17 protein-coding genes and 1 pseudogene are annotated in these 20,926 nt (G+C 71.8%); 4 read left to right on the top strand and 14 right to left on the bottom strand.

Annotated features, from left to right (window positions below; genetic code table 11):
* Positions 1-39 precede the first annotated feature (39 nt).
* Positions 40-1,341 (bottom strand): ABC transporter substrate-binding protein, encoded by a 1,302-nt coding sequence (locus ACN28C_RS17725; RefSeq protein ID WP_422768654.1) that lies wholly within the window; start codon positions 1,339-1,341, stop codon positions 40-42.
* Positions 1,342-1,589: 248 nt separating this feature from the next.
* Here ACN28C_RS17725 and ACN28C_RS17720 point away from each other — a divergent pair, with 248 nt between their 5' ends.
* Together ACN28C_RS17720 and ACN28C_RS17715 are read left to right on the top strand one after the other, a co-directional pair.
* Positions 1,590-2,792 carry an ROK family transcriptional regulator gene (locus tag ACN28C_RS17720; RefSeq protein ID WP_422768653.1) on the top strand — a complete coding sequence of 401 codons (1,203 nt, stop codon included), beginning with the start codon at positions 1,590-1,592 and terminating at the stop codon, positions 2,790-2,792.
* A gap of 410 nt (positions 2,793-3,202) precedes the next feature.
* Positions 3,203-5,479, top strand: coding sequence for a discoidin domain-containing protein (locus ACN28C_RS17715; RefSeq protein WP_422768652.1), 2,277 nt, complete (start codon positions 3,203-3,205; stop codon positions 5,477-5,479).
* Between the two features lie 45 nt (positions 5,480-5,524).
* On the opposite strand, the gene ACN28C_RS17710 is transcribed toward ACN28C_RS17715, so the two are convergent.
* Positions 5,525-6,205, bottom strand: coding sequence for a DNA-3-methyladenine glycosylase (locus ACN28C_RS17710; RefSeq protein ID WP_422768651.1), 681 nt, complete (start codon positions 6,203-6,205; stop codon positions 5,525-5,527).
* Positions 6,206-6,470: 265 nt separating this feature from the next.
* On the opposite strand from ACN28C_RS17710, the gene ACN28C_RS17705 reads away from it, so the two are divergent.
* On the top strand, positions 6,471-6,950 hold the full coding sequence (locus tag ACN28C_RS17705; protein ID WP_422768650.1) for a hypothetical protein: 480 nt from the start codon (positions 6,471-6,473) through the stop codon (positions 6,948-6,950).
* A 248-nt stretch (positions 6,951-7,198) separates the two neighbouring features.
* The gene (locus ACN28C_RS17700; RefSeq protein ID WP_422768649.1) at positions 7,199-8,125 is read left to right on the top strand and encodes a 1-phosphofructokinase family hexose kinase; all 927 of its coding nucleotides are present in this window, start codon (positions 7,199-7,201) and stop codon (positions 8,123-8,125) included.
* A 42-nt stretch (positions 8,126-8,167) separates the two neighbouring features.
* On the opposite strand, the gene ACN28C_RS17695 is transcribed toward ACN28C_RS17700, so the two are convergent.
* The 12 genes and pseudogenes from ACN28C_RS17695 to ACN28C_RS17640 form a co-directional block, all read right to left on the bottom strand.
* Entirely contained in the window at positions 8,168-8,398 is a 231-nt protein-coding gene (locus ACN28C_RS17695; protein ID WP_422768648.1) for a hypothetical protein, read from the bottom strand.
* Positions 8,399-8,521: 123 nt separating this feature from the next.
* Positions 8,522-9,988 (bottom strand): argininosuccinate lyase, encoded by a 1,467-nt coding sequence (gene argH / locus ACN28C_RS17690; RefSeq protein ID WP_422774723.1) that lies wholly within the window; start codon positions 9,986-9,988, stop codon positions 8,522-8,524.
* Positions 9,989-9,996: 8 nt separating this feature from the next.
* Entirely contained in the window at positions 9,997-11,208 is a 1,212-nt protein-coding gene (locus tag ACN28C_RS17685; protein ID WP_422768647.1) for an argininosuccinate synthase, read from the bottom strand.
* 76 nt (positions 11,209-11,284) lie between these two features.
* Positions 11,285-11,800 carry an arginine repressor gene (locus tag ACN28C_RS17680; RefSeq protein ID WP_422768646.1) on the bottom strand — a complete coding sequence of 172 codons (516 nt, stop codon included), beginning with the start codon at positions 11,798-11,800 and terminating at the stop codon, positions 11,285-11,287.
* A 163-nt stretch (positions 11,801-11,963) separates the two neighbouring features.
* A pseudogene (argF, locus tag ACN28C_RS17675) lies at positions 11,964-12,911 on the bottom strand (ornithine carbamoyltransferase); the annotation flags it as partial.
* Positions 12,911-14,155: an acetylornithine transaminase gene (locus ACN28C_RS17670; protein WP_422768645.1), complete on the bottom strand. Its 1,245-nt coding sequence runs from the start codon at positions 14,153-14,155 to the stop codon at positions 12,911-12,913. The gene ACN28C_RS17670 and the pseudogene argF, both read right to left, overlap by 1 nt.
* Positions 14,152-15,057, bottom strand: a complete 906-nt coding sequence (gene argB, locus ACN28C_RS17665; protein ID WP_422768644.1) for an acetylglutamate kinase — start codon at positions 15,055-15,057, stop codon at positions 14,152-14,154. Before argB ends, ACN28C_RS17670 begins: the two co-directional genes overlap by 4 nt.
* Positions 15,054-16,229 carry a bifunctional glutamate N-acetyltransferase/amino-acid acetyltransferase ArgJ gene (gene argJ, locus ACN28C_RS17660; protein WP_422768643.1) on the bottom strand — a complete coding sequence of 392 codons (1,176 nt, stop codon included), beginning with the start codon at positions 16,227-16,229 and terminating at the stop codon, positions 15,054-15,056. Before argJ ends, argB begins: the two co-directional genes overlap by 4 nt.
* A 79-nt stretch (positions 16,230-16,308) precedes the next feature.
* On the bottom strand, positions 16,309-17,316 hold the full coding sequence (gene argC, locus ACN28C_RS17655) for an N-acetyl-gamma-glutamyl-phosphate reductase (RefSeq protein ID WP_422768642.1): 1,008 nt from the start codon (positions 17,314-17,316) through the stop codon (positions 16,309-16,311).
* A gap of 289 nt (positions 17,317-17,605) precedes the next feature.
* Complete coding sequence (locus ACN28C_RS17650) at positions 17,606-18,499, bottom strand: glycine betaine ABC transporter substrate-binding protein (RefSeq protein WP_422768641.1); 894 nt, start codon at positions 18,497-18,499, stop codon at positions 17,606-17,608.
* A 114-nt stretch (positions 18,500-18,613) separates the two neighbouring features.
* On the bottom strand, positions 18,614-19,504 hold the full coding sequence (locus ACN28C_RS17645; RefSeq protein WP_422768640.1) for an ABC transporter permease: 891 nt from the start codon (positions 19,502-19,504) through the stop codon (positions 18,614-18,616).
* A complete protein-coding gene (locus tag ACN28C_RS17640; RefSeq protein ID WP_422768639.1) occupies positions 19,501-20,880 on the bottom strand; it encodes a quaternary amine ABC transporter ATP-binding protein in 1,380 nt (459 codons plus the stop codon). Before ACN28C_RS17640 ends, ACN28C_RS17645 begins: the two co-directional genes overlap by 4 nt.
* Positions 20,881-20,926: the final 46 nt, after the last annotated feature.

The following is a 20,926-nucleotide window of genomic DNA, read 5'->3' as shown; positions in this document are numbered from 1 at the left end:
CGGCGGTCCCCCTCCACGGTCAACCGTCGGCGTCGCGGCTCAGCTGCCCATCTTCTGTTGCGCCACGCCGAGCTTCTCCTTGACCGACGCCTCGGTGACCGGCTTGCCACCGGCGGCGTCGGCGAAGAGTTCCTTCATGGCGGTGCCGACCAGGGTCTCGAACTGGCTCTCCTCCGGCACCTGCGGCAGCGGTGCGGCGGTGGTGGCGAGGACCTCGCCGAGCACCTTCTGCTCCGGCCCCTGGAACGCCGGGTCGGCGCTCACCGTCTTGACCGACGGCAGCGAGCCGTAGGTCTTGTTGAGGATGACCTGCTCCTCGTCGCTGGTCATGAACTTGACGAACTGGAGCGCACCGTCGAGGTTCTCGGTGTGCTTGAAGATCGCCAGGTTGATGCCGGCGACCATGCTATTGATCTTCTTGCCGCCGGGCGGGGTGACGGCCGGGAACGGCACCGGGGCGAGCCCCCACTCGTCCGGGCTCATCCCCTGTGCCTTGAGATTCGACCCGGCGGCCTGCCAGAGCAGCATCGCCGCCTTGCGGTTGGCGAAGTCGGCGACGGACTGGTTCTGGGCATACTCGGCGTTGCTCGGGTTGACGATCTTGTCGACCGCCATCAGGTCGACGTACCGCTTGACCGCGGCGACGTTCTGCGGGGTGTCGAAGGTCGGCTTGCCCGCCTGGTCGAACCACTCGCCGCCCCACTGCTGCCCGAAGGCGAAGGCGTGGTGGGAGTTCTCCGACGGGTTCGCACCCTCCACGGCCAGGCCCCACTGACCGGACCTGGTCAGCTTCTTACCCGTCTCGACCAGCTCCTCCCAGGTGGTGGGGGGTGCGGCGATCCCGGCGTCGGTGAACATCTGCTTGTTGTAGTAGAGCGCGTACGCCAGGCTGTAGAGCGGCACCGCGGTCGGCGGCTTGCCGGGCGCACCGGCGGCGGCGAGCGCGGCCGGCACGAACCGGTCCTTGCCGCCGACCTTGCCCAGGGTCTCGTCGTCGAACGGGACCAGCGCGTTGGTGGCCTGTAACGAGGCCGACCAGGTGTTGCCGATGTTGACCACGTCCGGCCCCTTGCCGGAGGTGGCGGCGGCGAGCAGCCGGTTGAGCAGGTCCGACCAGGGCACGACCTCGAGGTTGACCGTGATGCCGGTCTGCTGCTCGAACTTGTCCAGCTCGGGCTGGAGGGTCTGCTTGTCGAACTCGATGCTGGCGCCCTGGTTGCTGGCCCAGTAGGTGAGGGTCTTCGCCGCGCCCTCCGAGGAGCCGCCGCCGTCGCCGCAGGCGGCGAGGGAGGCGGTCGTCAGCAGGGCCGCGACGACCATTGCGAGGTGTCGTCTGGACACGACTTGCCCTTCTGCGTCGGCCGGCGGCCCCGCCGGCCCCCGGCTGGTGCGCCGGAACGGGGCCCTCGGGGCGGCCGGGGTGGTGGAGCGGTACGGGCACGATCACCGTCGGCGGGCGTGGAACGAGCGTCACCGAAGGGGTTCCATCAAGGCTTAATTTACGCGGTTATTAAAGTGTCTACCGGCTCGCCCGTCAAGGACGAGCCGTACAGTGACTCCCGGCGAACCCGGGTTTATCGAGGTGGTGGGTGGACCTGGAACGGACGACGAACCGGTTCGTGCGGCAGCGCAACCGGTCCGCCCTGCTGTCGAAGTTGTTCCTCGAAGGCCCGCTGACCCGGCAGGACCTCGCCCGGTTCACCGGGCTCAGCCAGCCCGCCGTCAGCAACGTGGTCGGCGACCTGATCGGCGCCGGCCTGGTGGTCGAGGCCGGTGCCGTGGAATCCGACGGTGGCCGCCCCAGCATGATGCTCCGGGTGGCGCCGCGCTACGCCCTGGTCGCCGGGGTCGACGTCGGCGAGACCCGGGTACGGGTCGAACTCTTCGACCTCGCGATGACCATGCTGGCCAGCGCCGACTACCCGCTCGACGCCGCCGGCCCGGAGCCGGCCACGGTGGTCCGGCACATCCTGGCCGGGCTCGACGCGGTGACCGGGAAGGCCGGGGTGCCGCCCACCGACATCCTCGGCATCGGCATCGGCGTCTCCGGGGTGGTGGTGCAGGACGGCGAGTCGATCGTGCACGCCCAGACGCTCGGCTGGCACGGCGTACCGCTGGAGCGGTTGATCCGGGCCGAGGTCGACCTGCCGGTGCACGTCGACAACGGCGCGAAGACGTTGGGCCAGGCCGAGATGTGGTTCGGGGCCGGGCGGGGCAGCCGGCACGCCGTCTTCGCGCTGGTCGGCTCCGGCGTCGGCGCGGCGGTGGTGACCAACGGGGTGATGTACCGGGGGGTGTCGAGCAGCGCCGGCGAGTGGGGACACACCACTTTGGTCTACGGCGGCCGGTCCTGCCGGTGCGGCGCCCGAGGCTGCCTGGAGGCGTACGTCGGCGCGGAGGGCGTCCTCGACCGCTACCGGGAGGCCCGCCGGGGCCGGCCGGTTCCCGGTGCCGACGAGGAGTCCCGGCTGGGCGCCCTGATCGAGGCGGCGCCCCGCTCCGCGACCGCACGGCAGGTGCTGGCCGAGACCGCCGGCTACCTCGGCGCGGGCGTGGCGAACCTGATCAACCTGTTCAACCCGGAGCGGGTGGTGCTGGGCGGCTGGGCCGGCATGGCGCTCGGCGCGCACCTACTGCCCGCGATCCGCGAAGCGGCGGCGGGACAGGCGCTGCAGAAGCCGTACGAGCAGGCCACCATCGAGCTGGGCCAGCTCGGCGTCGACGCGGTGGCCCTCGGCGCCGCCACCCTCCCCGTCGCCCGCCTCCTCGCCGCCGGCGGAATTCCCGGCTGACGCCGGTAAGGAAGGGCCCCCGGTTATCGCTTTCTGTTGCACAAGGGCCCCCTCCTTGCATCTCTGCACGTTCCGGCATCTGGGATAAATTACGTCGTAATAAATTGATGTCTTGACGGCGGTGGAAGGTGGGCGCAACACTCGGGCTTCCGCGAGAGCGCTCTCTACCGTCCAGAGGCCGACCGGTCGACGGCCACCCGCCGACGTCCGTCTTCCCAGGTCGGCGCCAACATTCCGGCTCACCCCGTCCGTCAACCCCCGCAGCACGCCGCCGCAGCAGCACCCCCGGCGGTCGGCACCCATCCGACACCGCCCATCCGACACCGCCCATCCGACACCGCTCGGCCCGCCCGCCCCCGGACCTCGGGAGCGGGCGGCGCCGGCCCACCTCCGCACCGACAGGCAGGATCATGATTTTTCATCGTTTTCCATCCCGGGTACCACCGAGTCCGTTCCGGGCGCTTCCGGGACCGTCCCGGCCGTCCCCGGGCCGGCGCTCCGGGGCCCGCCGGCTCGCCGGCTCGCTCGCCGCGGCGCTGCTGCTCGCGTTGACCCCGTTCGCCGGCCCCACCCCGGCGGCGAACGCGGCGCCGGCGCTGATCTCGCAGGGCAGGCCGGCCACCGCCTCCTCCACCGAGGGTGGCGGCTTCGCCGCCTCGGCCGCCGTCGACGGAAACACCGGCACCCGCTGGTCCAGCGCGTTCAGCGATCCACAATGGCTCCAGGTCGACCTCGGCGCGAGCGCCACGATCAGCCAGGTCGTGCTGAACTGGGAGGCCGCGTACGGGCGGGCGTTCCAGATCCAGGTCTCCGCGAACGGCAGCAGCTGGACCAACGTCTACAGCACCACCACCGGCAGCGGCGGCATCCAGACGCTGAACGTCTCCGGCTCCGGCCGGTACGTCCGGATGTACGGCACCACCCGCGCCACCGGCTACGGCTACTCGCTCTGGGAGTTCCAGGTGATCGGCGAGTTCGGCGGCGGTGGCCCCGGCGATCCCCCGGTGGAGCCGACCGACCCGCGCAACCCGAACCTCGGGCCGAACACCTTCGTCTTCGACCCGTCGACACCGACGTCGACCATCCAGAGCCGGCTGAACTCCATCTTCGCCGAGCAGGAGACCGCCCAGTTCGCCCCCCGGCGGTACGCGGTGCTCTTCAAGCCCGGCACCTACACCGCCGACGTCAACCTCGGCTTCTTCACCCAGGTCGCCGGCCTCGGCATGTCACCGGACGACGTCAACCTCAACGGGCACGTCCGGGCGGAGGCGTTCTGGTTCGGCGGCAACGCCACCCAGAACTTCTGGCGGGCCGCGGAAAATCTCTCGGTGACCCTGCCGGCCGGCACGATCGTGGAGCGCTGGGCCGTCTCCCAGGCGGCGCCGTACCGGCGGATGCACCTGCGCGGCGCGGGCAACCAGATCCAGCTCTGGAACGGCGGCGACGGCTGGGCCAGCGGCGGCCTGCTGGCCGACACCAAGATCGACGGCCAGGTCGTCTCCGGCTCGCAGCAGCAGTGGTATTCCAGGAACAGCGAGTTCGGCAGCTGGAACGGCTCGGTCTGGAACATGGTCTTCACCGGCGTGACCGGGGCTCCTGCGCCGCACTTCCCCAACCCCTCGCACACCGTGGTCGCGCAGACCCCGGTGGTCCGGGAGAAGCCGTTCCTCTACGTCGACGGCAGCGGTGAATACCGGGTCTTCGTGCCCGGCATCCGCACCAACAGCCAGGGCACGAGCTGGTACAACAAGACCCCGGTCGGCTCGTCGATCTCGCTGAGCCAGTTCTTCGTCGTCCGGCCCGGCACCACCGCGGCAACCATCAACGCCGCGCTGGCCCAGGGGAAGAACCTGCTCTTCACCCCGGGGCTCTACCGGACCACCGAGACGATCCGGGTGACCCGGCCCGACACGGTGGTGCTCGGCCTCGGCCTGGCCACCATCGAGCCGCAGAACGGCATCACCGCGATGACGGTCGCCGACGTCGACGGGGTGAAGGTCGCCGGCATCATGTTCGAGGCCGGCGCGACCAACTCGTCGGTGCTGATGGAGGTCGGCCCGGCCGGTTCGTCGGCGAGTCACGCCGCCAACCCCACCTCGCTGCACGACGTCTTCTTCCGGATCGGCGGCGCGGTGCCCGGCAAGGCGACCACCAGCCTCCGGATCAACAGCCACAACGTGATCGGTGACCACATGTGGCTGTGGCGGGCCGACCACGGCGACCCGGGGACGTACGGCTGGAACGTCAACACCGCCGACACCGGCCTGGTGGTGAACGGCAACAACGTCACCATGTACGGCCTCTTCGTCGAGCACTTCCAGAAGTACGAGGTGATCTGGAACGGCAACGGCGGGCGGACCTACTTCCTGCAGAACGAGAAGCCGTACGACCCGCCGAACCAGGCGGCCTGGATGAACGGGTCGACCCGGGGCTACGCCGCGTACAAGGTGGCCGACTCGGTGACCAGCCACGAGGCGTGGGGTCTGGGGAGCTACTGCTACTTCAACGTCAACCCGTCGGTGGTGAACGAACGCTCCTTCGAGGTGCCGGTCACCTCGGGCGTCCGGTTCCACAACATGGTGACGGTCTCGCTCGGCGGGGTCGGCACGATCAACCGGATCATCAACAACTCCGGCGGCACCGCCAACACCGCCAACCAGGTGCAGTATCTGAACAACTTCCCGTAGGCCAGCCCTTCCGACGGCCGGCCGGCAGGGCACCGGCCCCGGCCGTCAGCCGCCGGGCCCGCGTCGTGGCGACACCACGGCGCGGGTCCGGCGCCCCTCCGGCTCCGATCCCCCGTCGGGCAGCGGCCGTCGCCGGGGCGCATGGCGGCGGTAGGCACTGACGGTGGCGTCACCGGTGATCCAGAAGCGCCACGGAACGTCGTGCGCGGCGGCCACCCCGACCCGCGGACCGGTGGAGACGGCGGAGTCCGGCACGGGGTGCGCCGGCGGGGTGAGCAGGACCGGACCGCTGCCGTCGACCATTGACGTGCCGTTGGCCGCCGAGGTGACGCCGAGCGCCACCACGAGTCGAGCGGGCCCGCGCGCGAGGTCGCGATCCGGCACCGTCCCCCGGCGTCGCCGGGCGACGTCCAGGCCGTCGACGACCTCGCCCGCCCGCAGCAGGACGGCCGCCGCCTCCCCCTCGGCGCCGCACACGACGTTCAGGCACCAGTGGACGCCGAACACGAAGTATGTGTAGGCGTGTCCCGCTGGCCCGAACATCACCCTGGCCCGAGGGGTGGGGCCGCGATGAGCATGCGAGGCCGGATCCTCCCCCGTGCCCGCGTACGCCTCGACCTCGGTCAGCCTGACCCGTACGCCACCGGCCGAGATCTCCCAGCCGAGAAGCTCCCGCGCCGTCCCGGGCACCTGAGCGGCCGGCGCGTGCAGCCACGAGTAGTCCACCGGTCCAGGAAACGTCGGCCGACGGCGATCGGCAACCCGGCACTCCCGCGTGACCTGCGGTGATGATTCATGAGGCTCAATTGCTCACTCGCTAGGGATCTCGTCTCGCGGCCTTGCAGCCCGCGATGGGCGACGCAAAGGTAACTTTCAGTCGCCGAATTGGAGGGCCCATCATGTATGTCACCGCGGCAGCGATCGCCGGGATGGGACTGGGATTCATAGCCGGCTTGTGCACCTACCGCACGTCCCGTCGCTGGTGCGCCGGATGCGGCAGCAGCCTGAGCTGCCCGGCCTGCGCCAGCGCCGGCGCCAGCGCCGGCGTACGCCGGAACACCCCGGCCCGGCGGTTCCGGTGAGCACCGAACCGCCCGCCGCCCCCAACGTCCGCCCCGGCACCGTGCTGGAGATCGCCAAGGAGGACTGGCGGTACGGCAGCCACCCGCTTCGTCTCCTGGTGGAGTTCGTCCGCCTCGACCTCTCCACGTACTACGACAACCAGTGGGTCTGGATCAGTGGCCAGCGACTCGCCCGGGACGGCAGCCCGCTCGGCCACCTGGACGCCCTGGTCCGGGTCTCCGCCCTGCCCTGCCCGGATGACGACAACGGGTCCGGAACGCCCTCCTCCGGTCGCCGCGCGGGCCACCCCAACGGCTCGGCGGGCCGGACCGCACCACGGCAACGCACCAGGCAGAACCGAGGTCAGCGCTCCCGCGGCGGCGACCACGGGGCGTCCGGGGCGGTGTAGCCGGGCGCGGTCGAGAACCATCCGGAACGCGGTCACCAGGTCGTCGGCGTACCCCGACGCCCGGCGTCGATCCGGTAGACCCGGCCCAGCTCGATGTCCGGCGCGGTCGGGACGACGGATGTCCGGCCGGCACTCCGATGATCCCCCGGCCGAGGCGGGCAGTCCGGACGTCCGATGTTCACCGTACGCACATGATCTGGCCATCCGGGCTATCCGCGCCCGTGGGGGAGGTGCGGAAAACCGTCGGCATGGACGGCTCCGTGATGGTTTTCGCGCCCGCGCCCGTGTTGACGGTGACGGTCGAGCAGCAGGCAGACGCGCTGGAGTTGCATCTGCACCCGGGCGGCCAGGGCGTCTGGCAGGCCAGGATGATGGTGTCGCTCGGCGCCGACGTCACCATGTGCGCCGCCGTCGGGGGCGAGGTCGGCGGCGTGTTGACGACGCTGCTGGCCGAGGAGGGTGTGACGCTACGGACGGTCGCCCACGAGCGGGGCAGCGGCTGGTACGTACACGATCGTCGGGACGGCCGGCGGGAGGAGGTCGCCGAGGACCCGGGAGCGCCACTGGTCCGCCACGACCTGGACGAGCTGTATAACATCACGTTGGCCGAAGGGCTACGCGCCTCGGTCTGCGTGCTCAGCGGTCCGGCCCACCCGTCGGTGGTCGACGCCGAGGTGTACCGGCGGCTGGCGGCGGACCTGACCGCCAGCGATCGCCGGATCGTGGCCGACCTCTCCGGTGACCAGCTCGGCGCCGTGCTCGCCGGTGGGGTCGCGCTGGTGAAGGTGAGCCACGAGGAACTGATCGCCGACGGGCGGGCCGAGGACGACAGCCGCCCCCAGCTGATCGCCGCGGCGGAGCAGCTCCGCGCCGATGGCGCCGGGTCGGTGTTGATCAGCCGGGCCGACCGGCCGGCGCTGGCCCTCTTCGAGGATCGGCTCGTCGAGTTGCAGGTGCCGCCCCTGCAGGTCGCCGACCACCGGGGCGCCGGCGACTCGATGACGGCCGGCGTCGCCGCGGCTCTGGCGCAGGGCGCCGACCTGCCTACGGCGCTGCGCACCGGAGTCGCGGCCGGCGCGCTCAACGTGACCCGGCACGGACTCGGCACCGGCAGGGCGGACGCGATCAAGGCGCTGATAGACCACGTGCGGCTCCAGCCGATCGACGAAGGGTAGCCTCCCGCGCCGCCGGGCGGCTCGGAGCCCGAGGTGTCGCCGCTATCGCGGGGCCGGAGAGGTGCCACGGCGCTGCTGCCAGAGCTGGACGATCTCCTCCAACTCTTCGAGCAGCAGGGCGAGGGTACCGAGCAGGATCACCGCCGAAAGCCAGCCGGGCAGGCCGGTGCCGAGCGCGGCGAAGCCGACGGGCAGCATGACGAAGACGGCCGTGACCACGAAGCCGCCGATCATGTCCTTCGGCAGACGGTAGATCGCCGGCAGCGACCTCAACGAAGCTCACCACCCATCGTCGCCGGTACGCGGGACGTCCCGAAGTGGAGATTATCGACGTCCGGCGCGGTCCGCCATGGGCCGGACCGAGCGGCTCGACCCACCCAGCCCGGCTCGGACGGGCTACGTACGCGGCACGACCCGCTCGGTGGACCACTCCCGCCAGCCGTCGAGCTGGTCGGTGGCGGCGGCGAGCTGGTCGGCGACCGGTCCCGGCCCGGTCGAGCCCGGCGTGGTCCGGGCCGCCAGCGCGGAGCGGACCGAAAGCACGTCCCGGACGCCGGGGTCGAGATGCTCGCTGACCAGCCGCAGGTCGTCGTCGGAGACCTCGTCCAGCTCGCAGTCCCGGGCGGCGCAGAGCGCCACCAGCCGGCCGGTCACCTCGTGCGCCTCGCGGAACGGCACGCCCCTGCGGACCAGCCAGTCGGCGACCTCGGTGGCGAGGGAGAAGCCGACCGGGGCGGCGGCGGCGAGCCGATCGGCCCGGACCGTCATGGTGGAGACCATCCCGGCCAGCGCCGGCAGCAGCAGGTCGAGGGTGTCGATCGCGTCGAAGGCCGGCTCCTTGTCCTCCTGCATGTCCCGGTCGTACGCCATCGGCAGCCCCTTGAGCATGGTCAGTACGGCGACCAGTCCGCCGATCAGCCGCCCGGACTTGCCCCGGGCCAGCTCGGCGACGTCCGCATTCTTCTTCTGCGGCATGATCGACGAACCGGTCGCGAACGAGTCGTCCAGCTCCACCCAGCCGAACTCCTGGGATGTCCACATCACCACCTCCTCGCCGAGCCGGGAAAGGTGCACCCCGAGCAGCGCGGTGACGAAGAGGAACTCGGCCACGAAGTCCCGGTCGGCGACCGCGTCCATCGAGTTGGCGAAGGAGGTCCGGAAGCCCAGCTCCCTGCTGACCGCCACCGGGTCGAGCGGCAGGCCGGAACCGGCCAGCGCGCCCGCGCCGAGCGGGCTCACCGCCGCGCGGTGGTCCCAGTCGCGCAGCCGCTCCAGGTCCCGCAGCAGCGGCTGGACGTGCGCCAGCAGCCAGTGCCCGAAGGTGACCGGCTGGGCATGCTGCACGTGCGTCATCCCCGGCGCCGGGGTCTCCAGGTTGCGGGCCGCCTGCTCGACCAGCGCGTCGGCGAGCCCGACGATCCGGCCGCCCAGCCCTCGGGCGTGGTCGCGCAGATAGAGTCGCAGGTCGGTGGCGACCTGGTCGTTGCGGGACCGGCCGGCCCGCAGCTTGCCGCCGAGCGTGCCGAGCCGTTCCAGCAGGCCGCGTTCCAGCGCGGTGTGCACGTCCTCGTCCTCGACGGTGGGGCGGAAGGTGCCGGTCAGCACCGCCGCCTCCAGGTCGTCGAGCGCGGCCAGCATCCGGCCCAGCTCGTCCGGGTCGAGCAGGCCGGCGGCGGCCAGCACCCGGGCGTGTGCCCGGGAGCCGGCCAGGTCGTACGGGGCGAGCCGCCAGTCGAACTGGACGCTGACCGACAGCCGGGCCAACGCCTCGGCGGGGCCGCCGGCGAACCGGCCACCCCAGAGGCTCGTACGGTTGGTGCCGGCGCTGTTCTCGGTCAGGCTCTTGTCGTCCACGCCGACCATTCTGAAGGTCACTTGTCGATGCCGCCCAACCGGGCGTCCCGGGCCGCCGCCAGCTTGCTCGGCAGGCCCCAGAGCTGCACGAAGCCCTTGGCCAGCGACTGGTCGAAGGTGTCGCCGGTGTCGTAGGTGGCGAGGCCGAAGTCGTAGAGGCTCGCCTCGGAACGCCGGCCGGTCGCCACCGCGCGACCACCGTGCAGGACCAGCCGCACCTCGCCGCTGACGTGCCGCTGGGTGTCGTCGACGAACGCGTCGAGGGCGTGCTTGAGCGGCGAGAACCAGAGGCCGTCGTAGACCAGCTCACCCCAACGCTGGTCGACGCCCTTCTTGAACCGGGCCAGGTCCCGCTCCATGGTCACGGCCTCCAGCTCCTGGTGGGCGGTGATCAGGGCGATCGCGCCCGGCGCCTCGTACACCTCGCGGCTCTTGATTCCGACCAGCCGGTCCTCGACCATGTCGAGCCGGCCCACGCCCTGCGCGCCGGCCCGCCGGTTCAGCTCCAGGACCGCCTGGTACGGGGTGACCGTCTCGCCGTCGATTGCCACCGGCACCCCGGCGTCGAAGGTGACCACCACGGTGTCGGGGTCGCGCGACTGCGCCGGATCGGCGGTGTACGCGTACAGGTCCTCGATCGGTGGGTTCCAGATGTCCTCCAGGAAGCCGGTCTCCACGGCCCGGCCCCAGAGGTTCTGGTCGATCGAGTACGGCGACTTGCGCGTGACGTCGATCGGCAGCCCCTTCTCCTCGGCGTAGGCGATCGCCTTGTCCCGGGTCCAGGCGAAGTCCCGGGCCGGCGCGATCACCCTGAGGTCGGGGGCGAGAGCGCCGAGGCCGGCCTCGAACCGCACCTGGTCGTTGCCCTTGCCGGTGCAGCCGTGCGACACGATGGTGCCGCCGTAGTACTTCGCCGCCTCCACCAGGTGCTTGACGATCAGCGGCCGGGAGAGCGCCGAGACCAGCGGGTAGCGATCCATGTAGAGCGCGTTGGCCCGCATCGCCGGAATGCAGTAGTCGGCGGCGAACTCCTCGCGGGCGTCGATCACCACCGACTCGGCGGCGCCGCAGTCCAGGGCTCGCTGGCGGATCACGGCCAGGTCCTCGCCGCCCTGCCCGACGTCGATCGCCACTGCGACCACCTCGGCGCCGGTCTGCTCGGCCAGGTATGGGATGGCGACCGAGGTGTCCAGCCCCCCGGAGTACGCCAGAACGACACGTTCGCTCATGCCGGCCCTCCGCTGCGCTCCAGGCCGCCATGAGGCACATCCGCACTGAATCTGATGATTCGCTCGCCACGCTCGCTCATGGTGTGGTGCTCCCTTCAACATGTTCTTCCCGGGCCGCCCAGGCGGAGAGCTTCTCCCCCAGTGCCGCGCCACCGGTGGCCTCGCGGGCCACGACGAGAATGGTGTCGTCGCCGGCGATCGTGCCGACGACCTCCGGTAGCCCCGCCCGGTCCAGCGCGCTGGCGAGGTACTGGGCGGCACCGGGCGGGGTACGCAGCACGGCGATGTTGCCGCTGGCGTCGACCCCGTTGAGCAGTTCGCGGAGCAACCGGATCAGCCGGGCGGGCGCCTGCTCGGCGTCGCGCAGCGGCCGCTTGCCGTCCTCCGGGATGAGGTAGACGGCCGGCCCGTCACCGCCGCGTACCTTGACCGCGCCAAGCTCCTCCAGGTCCCGGGAGAGGGTGGCCTGGGTGACCTGGACCCCGCCGGCGGCGAGCAGGTCGGCCAGCTCGGTCTGCGAGCGGATCGCGTGGTCCCGGATCAGCGCGACGATGCGGCCGTGCCGCGCGGCCCGGGTCAGCGGCCCGGTCACGCCGGCCTCCCGAGCGGGTGGGCGGAGCCGGTTCACACCGGCCTCGCGAATGCACGGGCGACGATCGGGCCGGTCATGCCGACTCACCGACCACGGACGCGATGATCGAGGCGGGCGAGGGCTCGTCGCCCGGTCGTGACGACGGTTCGCCGGGCGCACCGGGTCCCGGCTGGGCGGGGCGCTCCTCGGCGTGCCGCTCCAGCAGCCAGGCGAGCAGGGCCTTCTGGGCGTGCAGCCGGTTCTCCGCCTGGTCGAAGACCGCGCTGCGCGGGCCGTCGAGCACCTCGTCGGTGATCTCCTCGCCCCGGTGGGCCGGAAGGCAGTGCAGCACCACGGCCTCCGGCCGGGCAACGGCGAGCAGCGTCTTGTTGAGCTGGTACGGCTGGAAGGCGGTGAACCGGTCCCGGCCGTCGCCCTCCTGCCCCATCGAGGTCCAGGTGTCCGTGGCCACCACGTCGGCGCCGGAGACCGCCTCCGCCGGGTCGCGCAGCACGCGTACCGAGCCGCCGGTGCCGGCGGCGATCTCGGCGGCCCGGTCCAGCACGGCCGGGTCGGGGTCGTAGCCCGCCGGCCCGGCGACCCGGACGTGCATCCCGGCGGTCGCTCCGCCGAGCAGGTACGAGTGCGCCATGTTGTTGGCGGCGTCGCCGAGGTATGCCAGCGTCCGGCCGGCGGTGCCGCCACAGTGCTCGCGGACGGTGAGCAGGTCGGCCAGGAGCTGGCAGGGGTGGAACCCGTCGGTCAGCCCGTTCACCACCGGCACGTCGGCGCCGACGGCGAGCTGGGCCAGCCGGTCGTCGCCGAAGGTGCGCAGCACGATCGCGGCGACGTAGCGGCTCAGCACCCGGCCCGCGTCCACCACCGACTCGCCCCGGCCGAAGTGCGTGACCTGGGTGTCCACCACGATCGGGTGGCCGCCCAGCTCGGCGATGCCGACATCGAAGGAGAGCCGGGTACGCAGGCTCGGCTTGTCGAAGAGCACCGCCACCGACCGGGGGCCGGCGAGCGGGCGCAGCGCGTAGCGATCCGTCTTCATCCGGGTGGCGAGCTCCAACACCGCCGCCTGCTCGGCCGGGCTGAGGTCGTCGTCGCGCAGGAAGTGCCGGGGCATCAGTCCACCACCCCTCCGGTCGGGTCGGCGCCGCCCGGCGCGTCCGCCGCCACGGCCGGCGCTTCCAGGGCGCCCGGGGTCGCCGCGTCCAGCGCCGCCGGCAGGGCGGCGAGAAAGGCGTCGGCCTGGTCCATGCCGAGGATCAGCGGCGGGGCCAGCCGGATCGTCCCCGGCTGCACCGGATTGGTGAGAAAGCCGGCGTTCCGGAGCACTCCGGCGGTGGCGGCGGCGGCCGGCGCACGCAGCGCGATGCCGAGCAGCAGCCCGCTGCCGCGCACCTCGGCGACCAACGGGTGGCGCAGCGCCTCCACGCCGCGTCGGATCCGCTCGCCGACCCGCTTGACGTGGTCGAGCAGTCCCTCGTTGGCGATCGTGGAGATGACGGCGAGGGCGGCGGCGCAGCTCACCGGGTTGCCGCCGAAGGTGGTGCCGTGGGCGCCCGGGCGGAGCAGCTCGGCCGCCTCGCCGAAGGCCAGGCAGGCGCCGATCGGCAGCCCGCCGCCGAGCCCCTTGGCCAGGGTGATCAGGTCCGGCTCGATGCCGTCGGCCTGGTGCGCGAACCAGTGCCCCGTCCGGCCGATCCCGGTCTGCACCTCGTCGAGCGCGAGCAGGGCGCCGTGCTCGGCGGTGATCCGCCGGGCGGCGGCGAGGTAGCCGGGAGGCGGGACGACCACGCCGTTCTCGCCCTGCACCGGCTCCAGGATCACCATCGCGGTCTCGCCGGTGACCGCGGCGGCCAGCGCCGCGACGTCGCCGTACGGGATGTGGGTCACCTCGCCGGGCAGCGGGCGGAACGGGTCGGCCTTGGCCGGCTGCCCGGTGAGCGCCAGCGCGCCCATGGTGCGGCCGTGGAAGCCGCCGTCGGTGGCGACCACCCGGGTCCGGCCGGTGAGCCGGGAGAGCTTGAAGGCGGCCTCGTTGGCCTCGGCACCGGAGTTGGCGAAGAAGACCCGGCCGGCCCGGCCGGCCAAAGCCAGCAGCAGCTCGGCCAGGGCCACCGGCGGCTCGGCGACGAAGAGGTTGGAGACGTGCCCGAGGGTGGCGACCTGCCGGGAGACCGCCTCGACCACCGCCGGGTGGCCGTGCCCGAGCGTGTTGACCGCGATGCCGCCGACCAGGTCGACGTACTCCCGGCCCGCCTCGTCGGTCACCACCGCGCCGCTGCCCCGGACCAGCGCGAGCTGCGGGGTGCCGTAGTTGTCCATCATGGACTGTGTCCAGCGGTCGACAAGGGTCGAGGTCATGACCGGACCGCCCCCGGCTCGGGAACCACCATGGTGCCGAATCCTTCCGACGTGAAAACTTCCAGCAGGGTCGAGTGCGCCACCCGCCCGTCCACCACGTGCGCCGCCGGCACTCCGCCGCTGACCGCCCGCAGGCAGGCCTCCATCTTCGGCACCATGCCCGACTCCAGCCTCGGCAGCAGCTCGGCGAGCTCGCCGATGGTGATCTCCGAGACCAGGCTGTCGGTGTCCGGCCAGTCGGCGTAGAGGCCGGGCACGTCGGTCAGTACGACGAGCTTGCGGGCCCGCAGCGCGACGGCGAGCGCGGCGGCGGCGGTGTCGGAGTTGAGGTTGTGCAGCACCCCGTCCGCGTCCGGCGCGACTGTCGAGATCACCGGGATCCGGCCGGCCGAGATGAGGTCGGCGACGGCGGAGACGTCCACCTCCTCCACGTCACCGACCTGGCCGATGTCGACCGGTTCGCCGTCCACGTAGGCGGGCCGGCGGACCGCCGTGAAGAGCCGGGCGTCCTCGCCGGAGAGCCCGACCGCGAACGGGCCGTACTCGTTGATCATGCCGACCAGTTCCCGGCCGACCTGGCCGACCAGCACCATCCGGACCACGTCCATCGCCTCGGGCGTGGTCACCCGCAGCCCGCCCTTGAACTCGCTGGCGATGCCGAGCCGGCGCAGCATGGCGGAGATCTGCGGACCGCCGCCGTGCACCACCACCGGCCTCAGGCCGGCGTAGCGCAGGAAGACCATGTCGGCGGCGAACGCCCGCTGCAACTCCGGCTCGATCATGGCGTTGCCGCCGTACTTCACCACCACGGTGGAGCCGGAGAAGCGTTCCAGCCAGGGCAGCGCCTCGATGAGGGTGGCCGCCTTCCGCTGCGCCTCGGTCAGGTCACGGGTGAGCATCATGTGGAGTACGCCGAGTTCTCGTGCACGTACGCGTGCGACAGGTCGTTGGTCCAGACCGTCGCCTCCGCCGGGCCGGTGTGCAGGTCGATCCTGATCGTCACCTGCCGGCCGGAGAGCTCCACCTTGGAACGGTCCTCGGCGGCGGCTCCGGAGCGGCAGACCCAGACGCCGTTGACCGCCACGTCCAGGGCGTCCGGTTCGAAGGCCGCGCCGGTGGTGCCGACGGCGGCGAGGATCCGGCCCCAGTTCGGGTCGTTGCCGAAGAGCGCGGTCTTGACCAGGTTGTTCCGGGCCACCGAGCGGCCGATCTCGACGGCGTCGTCCTCGTCGGCGGCCCCGACCACCTCGATCGCGATCTCCTTGCTGGCACCCTCGGCGTCGGAGACCAGTTGCCGGGCCAGCAGCCGGCACGCCTCGGTGACCGCGGCGGTCAGCTCGGCCTGGCCCGGCGCGATCCCGGAGGCACCGCTGGCCAGCAGCAGCACCGTGTCGTTGGTGGAGAGGCAGCCGTCCGAGTCGACCCGCTCGAAGCTGACCCGGCAGGCGGCCCGGAGCGCCTCGTCGAGCATGGCCGGCCCGGCCAGCGCGTCGGTGGTGACCACGCCGAGCATGGTGGCCAGCGCCGGCGCGAGCATCCCGGCGCCCTTGGCCATCCCGCCGACCGTCCAGCCGTCGCCGGCCACCACCACCGTCTTCGGGCGGGTGTCGGTGGTCATGATCGCCTCGGCCGCCGCCGGCCCGCCCTCGGCGCCCAACGCGGCCACGGCGCTGGTCACCCCCGGCAGCAGCCGGTCCATCGGCAGCCGCTCCCCGATCAGGCCGGTCGAGCAGACCGCCACCTCGCCGGCGCCGACCCCAGGTCCGCCGCCGGCGGCTGCGGAGAGCGTCGCGGCGGCGTGCTCGGCGGTGGCATGGGTGTCCTGGAAGCCCGGCGCGCCGGTGCAGGCGTTGGCACCACCGGAGTTGAGCACCACCGCCCTGACCAGACCGCCCCGGAGCACCTGCTGGCTCCAGAGCACCGGCGCCGCCTTGACCCGGTTGGCCGTGAAGACGCCGGCCGCCGCCGTCTCCGGCCCGTCGTTGACCACCAGCGCGACGTCCGGCGTACCGCCGGACTTGAGCCCGGCGGCTACTCCGGCCGCCCGGAACCCGCGCGGCGCGGTGACGCTCATCCCGGCACTCCCTCGTCGTCGGCTGTTCTGCTGATCGTGCGCATGCCTGCCACCCGGCCGGGGCGGGGTGCCCGGCGCGTCACGGTGCGACCCCGTGCACGGCGAGCCCGGTCGTCTCGGGCAGCCCGAGCATGAGGTTGGCACACTGCACCGCCTGGCCGGCCGCGCCCTTGCCGAGGTTGTCGATGGCGCTGACCACGATCAGGCGACCGGAGTCGACGTCGACGGTGGCCTGGAGGTGGCAGGAGTTGCCGCCCAGGGTGGCGGCGGTGTGCGGCCACCGCCCTTCCGGCAGGACGTGCACGAACGGCGCGTCCGCGTACGCCCGGGTCAGCACCGCGCGCGGGTCGACCGCAGCGCCACCGACCGGCAGTGCGGTGACGGTGGCCAGGATGCCGCGCGGCATGGGCGCCAGCACCGGGGTGAAGGAGAGCCCGGTCGCCCCGCTCGCCTGCTTGATCTCCGGCACGTGCTGGTGGGCGCCGACCTTGTAGGGCGAGAGATCGCCCATCACCTCGCTGCCCAGCAGGTGCGGCTTTGCCGACCGGCCGGCCCCGGAGGTGCCGGAGGCGGCCACCACGACCACGTCGTGCGGGGCGGCGACCCCGGCGGCGAGCAGCGGGGCCAGGGCCAGGATGGTGGCCACCGCGTAGCAGCCGGTGGCGGCGACCCGGGTGGCGGCGGCGATCGCCGTCCGCTGGCCGGGCAGCTCCGGCAGCCCGTAGGTCCAGGCCCCCCCGTGGGCGCCGCCGTAGTAGCGGGTCCATGCGGCGGCGTCGGTGAGCCGGTGGTCGGCACCGAGGTCGACCAGGCGGAGCCCGTCCGGCAGGCCGGCGGCCAACGCCGCCGACTCGCCGTGCGGCAGGGCCAGGAAGACCAGGTCCGCGTCGGCGAGCACCGCCGGCTCGGTCCGGCCGAACACCAGGTCGAGCCCGGTGAGCTGCGGGTGTACGGCCGCGACCGGTTGGCCGGCCTGGCTGTGCGCGGTCGCGGCGACGAGATCGAGCTCGGGGTGCCCGGCGATCAGCCGGAGCAGTTCGCCGCCTGCGTAGCCACTCGCACCGGCGACCGCGACCCGAATTCCCATGCCCACCTCCGCATATCTATGCAGAGCACAGTACAGGCATTCCACGACGATTGCAAGCCTATGCAACGGGCGGGATGATCAATCGGCGCCTGGGCCGCCTGACCGGCTACCTCGGTGCGTGGTGCCGGTACGTGGTCCCCTCAGCGGTGGAAGCCTGGTATGCGGCGGCGGGCGGCGGGGTCCGCGCTTCCCCGCCGCCCGCCGGCTACGGCAGTCTCGACGTCGACCCCGGGGCTTCACCGCGCAGCGGCGTCCGGCCCACGACGACGGCGAACCGCCGGTCGCGCGGTCAGCTCAGCGAGCCGAGGTACTCCGGATTCGCTTCCAGCCACGCGTCGACGGCCTTGGCCTCGTCGTCCTTGTGGACGTTGAACATCAGGTCCTCGAGCGAGCCGAGCTGCTGACTGTCCATCGTGAACTTCTTCAGCATCGCCGTGACCTCGGGGAAGTCCTCGCCGAACCCGGCACGGGCCAGCGTGGTGACCTCCTCGGCCTGCCCGAGCGTGCCCTTCGGGTCCGCCAGGTCCTTCAACTGGTACTTCGCGTAGGCCCAGTGCGGGTGCCAGAGCGTCACCACGATCGGCTCCTTGCCGCTGATGGCACGGTCGAGGGCGGCCAGCATCGCCGGGGTGGACGACGTCTTGAGGTCCATCACGTCGGTCAGGCCGTACCCCGGAATGACCTTGTCCTGGGTGGCGGCGGTGAGTCCGGCACCGGGCTCGATGCCGATGATCTCGCCGTTGAACGTCTCCGCCTGGCCCGCCAGGTCTTCCAGCGAGTCGACTCCGTCGACGTACTGCGGGACGGCGATGCTCAGGCTCGCGTTGTCGTACCAGACACCGATCTTCTCGAGCTTGTCGCCGTACTGCTCCCAGTAGGCGGCGTGGGTCTGCGGCAGCCAACCGTCCAGGAACAGGTCGATGTCACCCTTGGCCAGGCCACCGTAGACGAGCCCGGCTTCGAGATTCTTGAGCTCGACCTCGAATCCCTTGTCCTCCAGGATCCTCTGCCACAGGTTGGAGGCGGCGATGGCCTCGTCCCATGCCATGTAGCCGATGGTGATCTTGTTGGAGTCCCCGGTCGAGCCGGAGTCGTCGGCATCACCGCCACAGGCGGCGGCACCCAACGCCAGTGCCGCCGCGGCCGCCAGCGCGATGCCGCGTCTCAAGGTCTTGCTCCACATGGTGTTTCCTTCCTTGTTACGAAAAGACACCGGCAGGACTCGCGAACGGCGAGGCAGGGTGCCGGCACCGGACCTCCCTGCGGGTCGGGACGGTGCGCGGGTCCGGAGTTGGGCTCAGGCCCGCTGTGTGGCGCGGTCCGCCCTGGCCAGGGCGGAGCGCGCACCGATCGAGTCGGTGAGCCGGTCGAGGACCACCGCGAGGATCACCACGGCTATGCCCCCCTCGAATCCCTGGCCGACCTGCACCCTGGAGAGCGAGAGCATGATCACGTCACCCAGGCCGCCGGCACCGACCATGCCGGCGATGACCACCATCGACAGGGCCAGCATGATGACCTGGTTGACGCCGGTCATGATGGTCGGCAACGCCAGGGGCAGCTTTGTCCGCAGCAGGATCATCGACGGCGACGCGCCGAACGCCTCGCCGGCCTCCACCACCTCACGGTCCACCTGGCGCAGGCCCAGTTCGGTGAGACGGACGCCGGGCGGCATGCTGAACACCACCGTGGCCAGCACCCCCGGCACGGTACCGATGCCGAAGAAGAAAATGGCCGGAATCAGATAGACGAACGCCGGCAGGGTCTGCATCAGGTCCAACACCGGCCGGGCCACCGCCGACGCGCGTCGGTTCTCCGCGACGAAGATGCCGATCGGTACCGCGAACAGCAGCGACAGGGCGCTTGCGACCATGACCTGAGCCAGGGTGTGCATGGTCTCGTCCCAGTAGGGCATCCCACCCACGAGTCCGAGCCCGATCGCCGTACCGAGCCCGAACTTCCAGCCGCGCAACCACCAGCCGAGGGCCGCGAAGAGCACCACCACGACGATCGCCGGCGGCGCGGTCAGCAGGTCGACCAATGGGTTGACCAGTGATTCGACGAAGCTGGCGATGGCGTCGAAGAGCGGTCCCAACTGCCTGGTGGCCCAGTCGACCACATTCTCGGTCCAGTCCCCGACCGGCACGTAGGGCAGCACGTCGTCCAGGGGAGTGTCGGCCACCGTCATACCGGTTCTCCCTTCGTCTCTGTCGCGGGGCCGGGCTGTGCCGGACTTTGCCAGGTGCCGGCGGTGTCCGGGCCGTCGACGGCGGCCATCGTCGGGTCCGCGCTGTCCGCCCGGGGCGGGCCGTCCTCCTTCGACAGACCGGAAGCTCCCGGCGGACCGGAGTCCGACCCGGCGGAGATGGCCGCGCCGATACTGCCGAGGGCATTGAGCAGGGTGATCCGGGGTATCACGCCCGCCAGCCGACCCTCGTCGTCGACCACGGCCACCGGATACGTACTCGCCGCGCACGCACCGAAGAGGTCCGCGACCGGGGTGTCGCCCGGCACCGACCGGGCGTGCTCCGTCGAGACGACTCCGCCGAGGTCCTTCTGCCCCTCCCGGACCGCTCGATCGACCAGATCCTCGGTGACCGTCCCGAGGAAGCGCTTACCACGTCCGGTGACATACACGGCCGAGGTCTGCGTCTCCCGCAACGCCCGTGCCGCCACCCGAGGGCCGGCGTTCACGTCCACCACGCTCAGCGGCTTCTCCATCACCGACGACGCGGTGAGGATCCGGGTCCGGTCCACGTCGGCCACGAACTGGGCGACGTAGTCGTTGGACGGATCGGTGAGGATCTCCTCGGCGGTGCCGATCTGGACGATCCGGCCGTCGCGCATGACGGCGATACGATCACCGAGCCGCATGGCCTCGTTGAGATCGTGGGTGATGAAGACGATGGTCTTGCCGAGCTCGGCCTGCAGTTCCAGAAGCTGGTCCTGGACCTCACGGCGGATCAGCGGGTCGAGCGCGGAGAATGCCTCGTCCATCAGCATGATGTCGGTGCCTGCGGCGAGGGCGCGGGCCAGACCCACCCGCTGGCGCATGCCACCGGACAGTTCCTGCGGCAGGTTGTCCTGCCAGCTCTCCAGCCCGACCATCCGCAGCGCGTCCATCGCCCGCTCGCGGCGCTCGGCACGGGGCCGCCGCGCCGCTTCGAGCGCGTAACCCGCGTTCTCCAACACCGTCCGGTGTGGGAGGAGCGCGAAGTGCTGGAATACCATGCTGATCTTTTCGCGGCGCAGACTGCGCAGCGCGGCCGGCTTCATCCTGGTCAGGTCGACACCGTCGATCTCGACGCTGCCATGCGTGGGCCGCACCAGCCCGTTGAGCATCCGGATGAGGGTGGACTTCCCCGACCCGGAGAGGCCCATCACGACGAAGATCTCACCACGCCGAACCTCGAAATTCGCGTCGATCACCGCAGCGGTCACGGGTAGATCCGCCAGCACCTCGTCGCGGTGGGCACCCTCGGCTAGGCGCCGAACTGCCGTTTCAGCCCCGTGACCGAAGACCTTGTAGAGGGATTTCACTGCTAACGCGGACACGATCTCCATTCCGGTGAGCGCGGACGCCGGCGATCCTCCTCCGACGCGCCCGTCT

This window comes from Plantactinospora sp. WMMC1484, assembly GCF_049315195.1.
Taxonomy (GTDB): Bacteria; Actinomycetota; Actinomycetes; order Mycobacteriales; family Micromonosporaceae; genus Plantactinospora.
Note: the sequence above shows the minus strand (reverse complement) of the source record. Positions and strands in the feature narration are given on the sequence as shown.